This is a genomic window from Vibrio sp. 10N.261.51.F11 (assembly GCF_041471665.1).
GTDB lineage: Bacteria > Pseudomonadota > Gammaproteobacteria > Enterobacterales > Vibrionaceae > Vibrio > Vibrio crassostreae_C.
The window spans coordinates 30,237-43,518 of sequence record NZ_JBFROW010000034.1 but is presented as its reverse complement, the minus strand read 5'-3'; the positions used below and the strand labels follow the sequence as shown (position 1 = coordinate 43,518).

Here is a 13,282-nt window from a genome sequence, read left to right as displayed (position 1 = left end):
GATTGCTGTGTTTACCGACCGCTGCTATAGTTCACAGCTGCTATCAATGGTTTGACTATTATTTAAACAGCTAACCATTCATAAGCAAGTAAATGAGTAGATAACTCAGATTAGACAGTGCTGCAATCGGCGTAAGACACGGTCAACTGAGTTCCTTATCGCTCTACTCACGTACACTCATGTTGAGTATTCACCGCCACATCGCGGATCATAGGCTAAATCCCTATGATGACTGACGTGCCCCAGAGCATCCCTCTCCAGCCGGGAGGCTGCACCGATAAAGCCATGGGATCTGGCACCATGAGAAACGAAATAAAGCGATAAGAACAATGATGAAAATAAGAAAAGACAATGAGAACTTCTAAATGAAAAGAATGTTAATTAACGCAACTCAAAAAGAAGAGTTGCGTGTCGCTTTGGTTGATGGCCAACGACTGTTCGATCTAGATATCGAAAGTCCAGGTCACGAGTCAAAGAAAGCGAATATCTACAAAGGACGTATTACCCGTATTGAACCAAGCCTAGAAGCGGCATTCGTTGATTACGGCGCAGAACGTCACGGTTTCCTCCCTCTTAAAGAAATTGCCCGCGAATACTTCCCTGAAGGTTATACATACCAAGGCCGTCCTAGCATTAAAGAAGTGCTAAAAGAAGGTCAAGAAGTAATCGTACAAGTAGAGAAAGAAGAACGTGGTAGCAAAGGTGCTGCACTGACAACTTTCATCTCTTTAGCTGGTAGTTACTTAGTTCTTATGCCTAATAACCCTCGTGCTGGCGGTATTTCTCGTCGTATCGAAGGTGATGAACGCACTCAACTGAAAGCAGCATTAAGCACTCTTGAGCTTCCTCAAGGTATGGGCTTAATCGTGCGTACAGCGGGTGTTGGCAAAAGTGCAGAAGAGCTAGAGTGGGACCTGAATGTTCTATTGAACCATTGGGGCGCTATCAAGCAAGCTTCTGATTCAAATGCAGCTCCTTTCCTAATTCACCAAGAGAGTAACGTTATTGTTCGCGCAATTCGTGACTACCTACGTCGTGATATTGGCGAGATTCTAATCGACAGCAATACTATTTTTGAACGTGCTCAAGCGCACATTCAATTAATACGCCCAGATTTCATGAATCGCGTTAAGAAATACGATGGTGAAGTGCCACTATTCAGCCATTACCAGATTGAAAGCCAGATCGAATCTGCTTTCCAACGTGAAGTTCGTCTTCCATCTGGTGGTTCTATCGTAATCGACCCAACAGAAGCACTGACTTCTATCGATATCAACTCTGCTCGTGCAACAAAGGGCGGCGATATTGAAGAAACAGCACTTAACACTAACCTAGAAGCTGCCGATGAAATTGCACGTCAATTACGTCTACGTGACCTAGGTGGTCTTGTTGTGATCGACTTTATCGATATGACTCCGGTTCGCCACCAACGCGAAGTAGAAAGCCGTCTACGTGATGCCGTTCGTTTAGATCGCGCACGTGTTCAGATTGGTCGTATTTCTCGCTTTGGTCTTCTAGAGATGTCTCGTCAACGTTTGAGCCCATCACTAGCAGAAGCAAGCCACCACATTTGTCCTCGTTGTACAGGTACTGGTGTTGTTCGTGATAACGAATCTCTAGCACTTTCTGTTCTACGTTTGATTGAAGAAGAAGCTCTAAAAGACAACACAGCACAGGTACTTGCTGTTGTGCCTGTTCCAATCGCTTCTTACCTTCTGAACGAAAAACGTCGCTCAGTAAACCACATTGAGAAAAACCAAGAAGTTAAGATCACTGTTGTTCCTAACTCAGACATGGAAACGCCGCACTTTGAGGTTATCCGTGTTCGTGAAGGTGAAGAGTTCGATCTACTGTCTTACTTGCTGCCTAACAAGCTAGAAGCTCTAAAAGAAGCGGAAAGCAAAGAGCCTGCTGAACAGACTATTCGTCCTAAGAAGATCGAAGAACCTGCTCTGAAAGGCTTCGCAGCTCCTGCTCAATCAGCACCAACTCCTGCTCCAGCACCTAAAGCTGTAGAAGAGAAGAAAGCTGAACCAGCAGCGACTCAAGAACCAGGCCTAATTGGTCGTTTCTTCAAAGCTATCGGTAGCTTCTTATTTGGCTCTTCAACTCAAGAAGAGAAAAAAGAAGAAGAGAAGAAAGAAGAAGAAAAACCTAAAAACAATCGTAACAACGGCAACCGTCAACGCCGTGATCGTAACGATAACCGTCGTCGTAACCAACGTGGTGAGCGTGGCGAACAGCGTAACGACCGTGGTGAACGTGGTGACAATCGTAACGAAAACCGTGACAACAAACGCCGCCGTAAGCCAGCTCGTGATGAGAAGCCTGAAGAGCAAAAAGAAGCAGCTCCACAGCAAACTCGTCAGCCTCGCAAGCCTAAGCAAGACCGTCGCAACAAGCCACGTGATGAGCAGAAGCAACGCGAAGAGCAAGCACCATCTAAATTAGCAGAAGAAGGTCTACAGCTAGCAGCAGAAGCACAAGTTGGTAAACCGGAAGCGCCTAAGGCTAAACCTGAAGCGAAAGCAGCTAAGATTAAAGAGCGTCGTCAGCGTCGTAAACTGAACAAGCAAGTTCGTGTTAAAGACCAACAAGCTCAAGCTGAAGATAACGCTTCAAAAGAGCAGGTTGCTGCTAAAGAACTATCTGTTTCAAAAGAACAGTCAGTAGCTCAAGAGCAAAAAGTTGCGGAACAAGTAGAAGCAACTCAAGCGAATGCAGAGCAAACTGAACAGGAAGAGCCGAAACAACGTCGTAACCGTCGTTCTCCACGTCACCTACGTGCAAGTGGTCAACGTCGTCGTCGCGGTCGTGATCGTCGCCCTAACCCATTCCGCCTACGTAAAGGTGGTGTAGCTTCTCCAGAGATGGCTATGGGTAAAGTGATGCCTCGCTTCATTCCAAAACCTCACCACAAGCAGGCAAAGCCTGAAGTGACTGAAGTTCAAGTAGCAGCTGAAGCTCAAACATCTGTTCAAGAGCAGAATGTTGCTCTAGAGACGGCACCACAAAGCAACGTAGCAATGACTGGCGGCTTCGCATGTCCAGAGCTTGCAATGGGTAAAGTTATCATCCGTCGTGAAGATGCTGCTGTTGAAGCTCAAGTAGCTGAGACTCCTGCTGTAGTTGAAGCTCCTGCAGTCGTTGAAGAAGCACCAGTGGTTGTTGAAACCGCGAAAGTTGAAGCTCCAGTGATTGCAGAAGCGACGAAAGTTGAAGCGCCTGTTGTAGCAGAAGCTGTGCAAGCAGAAGCAACACCAGTTGTTGAAGCTGAAGCGCCTAAAGCTGAAAGTGCAAAAGTTGAAGAAGCACCTGTTGTTAAAGCAGAAGCTCCTAAAGCGGCACCAAAGGCAGCTGTTGCTAAGAAGCAAGCCGGTTCACCAATGACTAAAGCTCCTGGTCCTCAAGAGATCAAAGAGATTGAAGTGATTGCAGCTCCGTTCCGCACTGAACGTTTTGTATCGAAAGGTGCAGGCAGTCAGGCAGCGTCGAACAAAGCTGGCGCGGCGATGACTAAGCCAAACTACTAGTGATTACTGATAGGTAATCGCGAGTAAATAGAATCAAAGGCTGCTTATTAAAGCAGCCTTTTTCATATCTACTAATCGAATAAAAATTAACAGATATATTACTCAAAGTTAGGTTCAACCTTGAACTTAATCACATTTTTGGGTAGCATTCGCGCACTTATCTTTTCGACACTTCGCTATTGCCGCTCTTTTCCATCACTGTTTGGCTACGCAATACACCCGTGTCGGTAAATCCATCTTAAGCATAGCTGAGCAAACATGTTCGAATTCCCACAATTTTCAAAGCACTCTGTAAAGAATGACGTGCTTTCAGGTCTTACAGTAGCCCTGGCTCTGGTACCTGAAGCTGTAGCATTCGCCTTTGTTGCTGGCGTTGACCCAATGGTTGGTCTTTATGCAGCATTCATCGTAGGTTTAATCACTTCTGTCTTTGGCGGCCGTCCAGGTATGATTTCTGGCGCAACCGGCGCAATGGCCGTTGTAATGGTGAGCCTAGTGGCAACCCATGGTGTTCAATACCTATTCGCAGCCGTTATGCTGGCTGGCCTTCTGCAAATTGCAGCAGGTGTATTTAAACTAGGTAAATTTATCCGTATCGTTCCACACCCAGTAATGATTGGTTTCGTGAACGGTTTGGCCATTGTTATCTTCCTAGCTCAACTTGGTCAATTTAAAGCGCCAGACGTAACAGGTGCGTTGACTTGGTTACCAAGCGGTCAAATGACACTAATGCTAGGTCTAGTAGCCCTTACAATGGCTATCATCCACTTCCTACCTAAGCTAACAACAGCAGTACCATCTTCATTAGTTGCTATTGTTACAGTAACGGCTTTGGTTGTGGGTCTTGACCTTGAAACTCGCACTGTTGTCGACTTCCTACGTACAATGTCTGGTGACGAAGCTGCTACGCTAGCGGGCTCTCTTCCAACATTCTCAATTCCTGCTGTTCCGTTTTCTTTAGATACACTACAGATCATCCTGCCTTACGCAATTATCCTTGCGGCTATCGGCCTGATTGAATCTCTGCTGACACTGACAGTACTAGACGAAATGACAAACACTCGTGGTCAATCTAACCGTGAATGTGTTGGTCAAGGTATGGCTAACGTAACGTGTTCTGTATTCGGTGCGATGGGTGGTTGTGCGATGATCGGTCAATCGATGATCAACGTAAACTCAGGTGGTCGTGGTCGTCTTTCAGGTATCGTCGCCGCAGTTGCACTACTGATGTTCATCCTGTTCGGTTCTGCACTGATTGAAATGATTCCTCTAGCAGCACTTGTGGGCGTAATGTTCATGGTTGTTATCGGCACATTTGAATGGGCAACCTTCAAGCTTGCGCGTCGCGTTCCTAAACAAGACTTCTTCGTTATCGTTCTTGTTACCGTAGTAACAGTACTGACTGATCTTGCTGTGGCAGTAGGTGTTGGTGTTGTCGCTTCTGCGCTAATGTTTGCTTGGCAACATGCTAAACACATCTACGCAGATACATCAGTAAACGCTGAAGGCTCAAAAGAGTACAAAGTTAACGGCCCAATCTTCTTTGGTTCAACGGCTAACTTCCTAGAGTTGTTTGACGCATACAACGATCCACAAGATGTAATCGTTGATTTCGCAAACTCACGCGTGACTGACCACTCTGCAATTGAAGCGATCGACACGATTGCTGACCGTTACGCGGCGCTAGGTAAAACACTTCACCTTCGCCACCTAAGCCAAGACTGTGTTGCTATGCTGCACAAAGCAGGTAGCTTAGTTGAAGCGAACGTTGCAGAAGACCCAATCTACAAAGTAATGTCTAAGTAATCTTAGCTGTAGCTTTAAGTTAGATTTAGAGAGGCCGACATTCAATGTCGGCCTTTTTTATACCTATCGGTCAGCCCTTACGCTGATAACAAAACGACGTACATTGTTCCTACACTACATCGAACGCAGTATCGCTTCGCTAGACTCTTCGATTAAATCCAACACCAATTCAAAACCATTTCCCTCACCATAATACGGATCGGGGATCTCTTGATATTGTGACTCTCCAAAGCTCAAAAATAATGCGAGCTTGTATTGGAGGTGAACTGGGCATTGGCTCATTAAGTCGTCTAAATTCGCCCTATCGGCCGCGAGTATCAGGTCAAATTCTTCGAAGTCATTATCTACCACTTTACGAGAAGTAATCCCCTTAAAGCTGTAGCCTCGCTTCTCTCCTGCAGATTTGGATCGCGAGTCTGGCGGGTTGCCTTGATGAAAACCAATCGTCCCCGCAGAGTCGACCACAACATCAATATCCAGCTGTTGCGCTTTCTTCCTTAGCACCGCTTCACCTGTTGGCGAGCGGCAAATATTCCCCATACAAACTACGAGTATCTTTTTCATCCCTAATCACCTGTTCTTCCGATGGTTTTTGCTATCGTTAAGTTAGGCTATGATAGACGCAATCACAACTTAAAAGGATTTGTTATGTCGACTGAAGACAACAAAGAACAACGCCACAAAGCAAGACAACAGAAAGTAAAAGAACAAGTCGATGCACGTGTCGCTGCAGCACAAGAAGTAAAAGGCCTATTGCTGGTCATCACGGGTAACGGTAAAGGTAAATCAACATCCGGTTTTGGTACGATTACACGTGCAGTTGGTCATGGTAAGAAATGCGCCGTTGCTCAGTTTGTTAAAGGTACCTGGGATAACGGCGAAAAAAACGTTCTGCAAAAGCTTGATGTCGAGTTCCAAGTCATGGGCACAGGCTTTACTTGGGAAACTCAGAACAAAGCGCAAGATATTGAAGCTGCGCAGCGTGTATGGAAAGAGTGCCAACGCATGCTGGCTGATGAGTCGATCGATGTGATTCTGTTTGATGAACTGACTTACATGGTTAGCTACGGTTACATCGAACTCGATGAAGTGGTTGAGGCGTTGAATAACCGCCCGAAGATGCAGTCTGTCATCATTACAGGTCGTGGCGCGCACCGTACTCTTACTGAGATAGCAGATACAGTATCTGAAGTTCGCAATGTGAAACACGCTTTTGAATCTGGTGTTAAAGCGCTACAAGGCGTTGACTGGTAATCACCTTCAACCAGAGATCCCCGACTCGGTCATTCTTCCCTCTCGAGGATGACGACCACTAGGCCGTTACGCTCTTGAACAAAGGACGACGGCCTATCGTCATTCCCTAGAGCGAGGGACGAGTGTCATAGGGAATCTCTCTTGAGTATTATCGAGCCAAAAATAAAAAGCGCCATTCCTACAACAGGAGTGGCGCTTTGTTCATTTTTAAATGAGATGAAGACTAGTTAAACAAACCTTTTAGTAGACCGTTTACTGCGTCTCTTGTTTTCTCATCTTTGATCTTGTCACCGTACTTTTCGTCTAACTTTTCTAAACCACGATCAATTTCTTTCTGTGCTTTCTGTTTCAATACATCATCAAAAACAAGTGCAAATTTCGGGGCTGCCCACTGACCTGTTACCTTGATTGGGATAGTCACATCTTTCAGGTCGTCGATGCTCTTACCGCCCTGACCTTCAAGTGAACCCACAATTGATGTACGCACAAGGAAGTCGACCGTTTCATTGATGAAGTTTGCTTTACCTTGACCTGTCACACGTAACAGTGGCGACTGTGCTGATAAGTCGTTAGTTGAAACCCAACCTTTATCCACTTTCAGCGTCGCTTTCATTGCACTGAAGTCCGTTTTTTGAGCTTCATTTGTGCTTTCAACTTTCTCGCCCTTGATCTTAGCGTAGTTTTCTCGAATCAGTTGAGCTACGTTGATGCCGTTAACTGCACCATCTTCAAAGTTAATCGCGATAGTACCGACTAGGTTTTTCTTGATACCCGTCGGAGTTAGACTCTTACCTTTCACGTTGACATCAATATTACCGGTACCTTCCAGCATATCGTTATCTGCAACATCAACCAGTAACGGTTGTACTTTCACGCCTTTGATTTTCTTCTTAGCCGTGTAAGTCGCTGGTGTTTTACGAGCGTCTAACTTTGCAGTAGCAGAAATAGAACCTTGGTAAAGATTCGAGGTGAATGAGGTTAGCTCTGCGATACCACGGTTAACCGAAAATGCGGTTTTAACATTCTGCATCTTCGCGTTGTTCGCCTTGAACTTATCAATCGTGATGTCACCTTTCACGTCTAACGTTTTCAGAGCCGACAGATCAGGTTCCACTTCTTTAGCTGGATCTGAACTACCAGAACTTGACGTTGAACCACCAGCAGAACCAGAAGGCGCTGTGCTCGCTGTTTCTGTTGTATTGCCTAAGCCTAAGAATTCATCTAAATCAATATTCGGGCTATGAAGAGAGAAACGAACCTTTGGTATTTCAGATAGGATTACGTCTGCTTTACCGTCTAATGCAATAGCGTTAGCTTGTAGCTTCTCTAACACAAAGCTCAGGTGGCTCTTGTTAAGATCGAAGCTTAAGTCAGACAGCATGTCGACTTTCATTGGAGACTGAGGAAGCGTGTCGCCTTTGAATGTTGAGTCTAACGTTAACTTGTTCAGCGTTACTTTTGAAATCGCGCTATCAACAGTAAGTTCACCGCCACCTTTAAGATCAAGGTCAAGGCCAGCTGCATTACCGATTACAGCGTAAGTCAGTTGGTTTACCTTATCGAACTCAAACGTATTCAAGCCAATTTTTGCTGACTCAATCGACGTCGCTGGATCATTGAACTTAGCGTTTAAGTCGATATTACGAAGTGCGTAACTTGCAAAGCCTTCAGCTAATTTGAATTCTGCACTGCCTTGTGCAGAGAACTTCTGTTGATTGTTCTCACCAGAAGCCGCAAATGTCGCGGTTGTCCATGTATCAACGGCAAACTCAGAAAGATTCAAAGACACATCGTATAGCTTAGTGAATGAACCCGCTTGCTTGTCGTCCATTTCAAACAATGCGTTTGATACAGTTACGCCTGCAAGGTTGATCGTCCAACCCGATGCGTCTGTGGTAGTTTGCTCTTGAGGGGCAGGCGCTGATTCAGAACTTGTGCCTGCTGCAGGCTCAGATTCTTGAGGCGCTGACGCTTGCGTTAGTGCATCAATGTTCTTGCGACCATCTTTAAGCGTTTCTAAATAGAATTCTGCACCATCTAGAGTAATGTTGCCGATCTCTAGTTGGTTGCTAAATAGCGGAGTAACCGAAACGTCAACGCCAACGGTATCAACCTTAAATAGGTTAGGTTGCGTAAAACCTTCAGGGTTGCGTAATTCAGTTTGACCAAGTTCAAAGCCAATGGATGGGAAGAATTGCCAGCTGATATCACCCTCGATCACTAGCTCTAGGCCTGTGTGTTTTTGGGCTTGTTCGACAATTAATGGCTTAAATTGGTTGGGATTCACTAACAGCACTAGTGCCAGAATTGCTGCAACGACAACAAACACTGGTACAGCTATGAAAATGAGTAGTTTCTTCATCCGCATATTCCTTGCTTAGATTCCAAAAGAAAGTGGCACTATAAAAGTGCCACTGATTCGGTAAAAAATAAAGCTAAGTGAGTCACTTAGGCAAAATTTTATTCGATTAAGACTTCAACAACTTCGCAATGTGCGCTTTTAGCACATCAATCGCAATACGGTTTTTACCACCACGAGGAACGATGATGTCTGCATGTTGTTTTGAAGGCTCGATAAACTGCATGAACATTGGACGTACTGTTTCTTGGTATTGCTTAAGTACAGTGTCCATTGTACGACCACGCTCTTCTACATCACGCTTAACACGGCGTAATAGACAGATGTCTAATGGTGTATCCATAAACACACTTGCGTGCATTAGTTTACGAAGACGCGGGTCTGTTAGAAGCAGAATACCCTCTAAAATGATCACTTTCTTTGGAGTAAGTGTAGTCGTTTCAGAAGTACGTGTGTGCTCTGTGTAGCTGTATTCAGGAACTTCTACGGCGTTGCCACTCATTAGCTGCTGTAGATGTTCACATAAAAGATCATGATCTAGTGCATTTGGGTGATCGTAGTTAGTTTTAACACGCTCTTCCATACTCAAGTGGCTTTGGTCGCTGTAATAGCAATCTTCCGTGATAACACCAATTTGATGGTCGCCTACTTTTTCGCGCAATTCATTATAAATTGTACTAGCAATCAGACTTTTTCCTGAAGCTGAAGCGCCAGCGATACCTACGATGACACATTGATTATTATCAGACATTAATTTTGCACCCGATATGGTTTGGTGGTGGGAAGAGATAAACCGCCTGATTATAGGGGCTAAAGCACATAGATTCTAGTCGCCATTTTAGCTAATTGCAGTCAAATTGATGATATCAATGCATTTAATGAATGCAATCGTTTGCTTTCAAATAACTTGCCTACAACTATTTGCACAACCCCAATGGCTATCAGCCTAAATCCAACCGCTATTTATCTAATCCAACATGATTAACACAACTTTTTGATTATCTTTCGCTATTCAACCAAAGAAAAGTTAATCGCTTCTGGTCTCGCCTTGCCAGTCCAGAACATCTTCGCAGCCACATTCTCTGCAAGCTCTAAGTAGTGACGTGTATGTTCACTATCTGGACGACGAATCACCGTCGGGCAACCTGCATCGATATCTTCTCGCACATCAATATGAAGAGGGATCTGTGCCAAAATATCGAGGTAAAACTCTTCTGACATAGCTTCGGCACCACCAACACCAAAGATATGCTCTTTCTCACCACAGTGACTACAAATATGATAGCTCATGTTTTCAACTAAGCCTGCGACTGGCACACTCACCTTATCAAACATCGCTACGCCTTTACGTGCATCCGCTAGCGCCAAATCTTGAGGAGTGGTCACCACTACAGCCCCGGTCACTGGGATCTGTTGCGATAACGTCAGCTGAATATCGCCCGTGCCCGGTGGCATATCAATAACTAGATAATCCAACTCTGGCCATACGGTTTCGTTAACAAGCTGACCTAAAGCCTTGGCCGCCATTGGACCGCGCCAAATCGCAGCGTCATCTTTCGACACAAGATAACCGATAGAGTGAGTGAAAATACCGTGCGCTTCGATTGGCATCATCCACTTGTTATTCTGGACTTCTGGTTTCGCATCTAATTGGCCAAGCATCATAGGTACAGAAGGACCATAGATATCCGCATCCAACAAACCCACTTTTGAACCAGACTTAGATAAAGCCAAAGCAAGGTTGACTGAAGTGGTCGATTTACCCACCCCACCCTTTGCAGATGTCACGGCGATGATGTTCTTCACCCCCTTCAATGGTGTCGCAACCGTGGTTTCTAACGCAGACGGCTTCACCTTCACTTCAAACTGAAAAGCGCTAACAAGCTGTTGTTCAATCTGAGAGTGAATCCACTGTTCCAATTCAACCGCAAGCTGATTAGCGGCAAAAGGTAAGGTGATAACAAATGATCCACGCGGATCAACCGATACAATATTTTGGTGTAGCGCCCACTCTGGGATGAGGATTGGTGACTCGAACTCATTCAACCATGAACAGAAATCTTGCTTAGAAGTAAAGTTACGCATTGGGACTCCTTTTTTTATTTATGCTATCACCCACGAGATGAAGACTGAACCCCTAAAAAACTAGGGGAATCCTTAGTCTGATACCTTGGCGTATCACACGTTATAAAGTAGTATTACCTCTCAAATTTATACCTATCAAAAAAGCGAATTATTAAGTATGGCAACTGATCCAAGACAACTTTTGGTAACTTGTGCGCTTCCGTACGCTAACGGCTCTATTCACCTTGGCCATATGCTTGAGCATATCCAAGCTGATATCTGGGTTCGATACCAGCGTCTACGTGGCAACACTGTAAATTTCATCTGTGCTGACGATGCTCACGGCACGCCAATTATGCTTAAAGCTCAACAGATGGGTATCACGCCAGAAGAGATGATCGCTGCTGTTAGTGAAGAGCACCAAAAAGACTTCGCTGGCTTTGATATCAGCTTTGATAACTACCACAGCACACACAGCGAAGAGAACCGTGAACTAGCTTCTCACATCTACTTAGAACTTAAAAAGAACGGCTTCATTTCTAGCCGCACTATTTCTCAGCTTTTCGATCCTGAGAAAGAGATGTTCCTACCAGACCGCTTCGTAAAAGGTACTTGCCCTAAGTGTAAGTCAGAAGACCAGTATGGTGATAACTGTGATAACTGTGGTGAGACATACAGCCCAACTGAGCTAATTAACCCTAAATCAGCGGTTTCTGGCGCAACTCCAGTAATGAAAGACTCTGAGCACTTCTTCTTCGACCTACCTCAGTTCGAAAGCATGCTTAAAGAGTGGACTCGTTCTGGCTCTCTACAGAATGAAACTGCAAACAAAATGCAGGAATGGTTTGAGTCTGGTCTGCAACAGTGGGATATCTCACGTGATGCACCTTACTTCGGCTTTGAAATCCCAGGCGAAAAAGACAAGTTCTTCTACGTATGGCTAGACGCACCTGTTGGCTACATGGCTTCTTTCAAGAACCTATGTGACAAACGTGACGATCTAAACTTCGATGAATACTGGAAGAAAGACAGCACAACTGAGCTTTACCACTTCATCGGTAAAGACATTGTTTACTTCCACAGCCTATTCTGGCCAGCAATGCTAGACGGCGCAGGTTTCCGTAAGCCAAACAACGTATTCGTACACGGCTACGTAACAGTGAACGGTGCGAAGATGTCTAAGTCGAAAGGCACATTCATCAAAGCAAGCACGTACCTAAACCACCTAGACCCTGAGTGTCTACGTTACTACTACGCTGCGAAACTAAACAGCCGCATCGATGACTTAGATCTTAACCTTGAAGACTTCACTCAACGTGTAAACGCTGACGTAGTAAACAAGATTGTTAACCTAGCTTCTCGTAACGCTGGCTTCATTACTAAGCGTTTTGAAGGCAAGCTAGCTGCTGAATTTGCAGAGCCTGAGCTATACAACGAATTCGTTGCTGCTGCTGAGCGTATCGGTGAGCTATACGAAACTCGTGAATTCAGCCGTGCTATCCGTGAAATCACTGCATTAGCGGATAAAGCTAACCAGTACATCGACGAAAAAGCACCTTGGGTTCTTGCAAAAGAAGAAGGCAAAGAAGCTGAGCTTCAACAAGTTTCTTCTGTAGGTATTAACCTATTCCGCGTACTGATGGCTTACCTGAAACCAGTGATGCCAGAGCTTGCAGCTCGCACTGAAGCTTTCCTAAACGAAGAGCTAACGTGGGAAGCGATTGCTACTCCGCTAACTGATCACGAGATCACTAAGTTCAAAGCGCTATTCAACCGCATTGACCCTAAGAAAGTGGAAGCAATGGTTGAGTCTTCTAAAGAAGATGCAGCCGCTGAAGCAGCAGCGAAAGAAAAAGCAGAAGCTGAAAAAGAGCAAGCAAGCCAAACTGAGCTAGACAAAGAGCCAATCACAGACGAGATTGAGTTCGATGCCTTTGCAGCAGTAGACATGCGTATCGCTCGTATCATCTCTTGTGAAGAAGTACCAAAAGCGAACAAACTACTGAAGTTCCAACTAGACATCGGTGGTGAGACTCGCCAAGTATTCTCTGGTATCAAATCAGCATACAAACCTGAAGAGCTAGAAGGCAAGCTAACTGTAATGGTAGCAAACCTAAAACCTCGTAAGATGAAGTTTGGTATGTCTGAAGGCATGATCCTAGCAGCGGGCCCTGGCGGCAGCGACCTATGGATCCTTGAGCCACACGAAGGTGCTCAACCTGGTATGCGTGTAATGTAATTCTGACTCCAGTCAGATAACAAGCAC

At 45.1% G+C, this 13,282-nt stretch carries 8 protein-coding genes; 4 read left to right on the top strand and 4 right to left on the bottom strand.

Annotated features, from left to right (window positions below):
• The first annotated feature begins 365 nt into the window (after positions 1-365).
• Positions 366-3,533, top strand: a complete 3,168-nt coding sequence (rne, locus tag AB4351_RS11735) for a ribonuclease E (RefSeq protein WP_372126079.1) — start codon at positions 366-368, stop codon at positions 3,531-3,533.
• A gap of 258 nt (positions 3,534-3,791) precedes the next feature.
• Positions 3,792-5,339 (top strand): SulP family inorganic anion transporter, encoded by a 1,548-nt coding sequence (locus AB4351_RS11730; RefSeq protein ID WP_017062156.1) that lies wholly within the window; start codon positions 3,792-3,794, stop codon positions 5,337-5,339.
• A 114-nt stretch (positions 5,340-5,453) separates the two neighbouring features.
• Here AB4351_RS11730 and AB4351_RS11725 read toward each other — a convergent pair whose 3' ends face one another.
• Positions 5,454-5,903 carry a low molecular weight protein-tyrosine-phosphatase gene (locus AB4351_RS11725; protein WP_017067202.1) on the bottom strand — a complete coding sequence of 150 codons (450 nt, stop codon included), beginning with the start codon at positions 5,901-5,903 and terminating at the stop codon, positions 5,454-5,456.
• A gap of 84 nt (positions 5,904-5,987) precedes the next feature.
• Here AB4351_RS11725 and cobO point away from each other — a divergent pair, with 84 nt between their 5' ends.
• A complete protein-coding gene (cobO, locus tag AB4351_RS11720) occupies positions 5,988-6,593 on the top strand; it encodes a cob(I)yrinic acid a,c-diamide adenosyltransferase (protein WP_017062158.1) in 606 nt (201 codons plus the stop codon).
• A 223-nt stretch (positions 6,594-6,816) separates the two neighbouring features.
• On the opposite strand, the gene AB4351_RS11715 is transcribed toward cobO, so the two are convergent.
• The 3 genes from AB4351_RS11715 to apbC all read right to left on the bottom strand — a co-directional run bounded on the left by AB4351_RS11715 (position 6,817) and on the right by apbC (position 11,037).
• Positions 6,817-8,955: an AsmA family protein gene (locus AB4351_RS11715; protein ID WP_102427874.1), complete on the bottom strand. Its 2,139-nt coding sequence runs from the start codon at positions 8,953-8,955 to the stop codon at positions 6,817-6,819.
• 106 nt (positions 8,956-9,061) lie between these two features.
• A complete protein-coding gene (gene udk / locus AB4351_RS11710; protein ID WP_004734002.1) occupies positions 9,062-9,703 on the bottom strand; it encodes a uridine kinase in 642 nt (213 codons plus the stop codon).
• 257 nt (positions 9,704-9,960) lie between these two features.
• Complete coding sequence (gene apbC / locus AB4351_RS11705; protein WP_136978358.1) at positions 9,961-11,037, bottom strand: iron-sulfur cluster carrier protein ApbC; 1,077 nt, start codon at positions 11,035-11,037, stop codon at positions 9,961-9,963.
• A gap of 157 nt (positions 11,038-11,194) precedes the next feature.
• Between apbC and metG the strand changes: the two genes are divergently transcribed.
• On the top strand, positions 11,195-13,255 hold the full coding sequence (gene metG, locus AB4351_RS11700) for a methionine--tRNA ligase (RefSeq protein ID WP_372126076.1): 2,061 nt from the start codon (positions 11,195-11,197) through the stop codon (positions 13,253-13,255).
• The last annotated feature ends 27 nt before the right edge of the window (positions 13,256-13,282 follow it).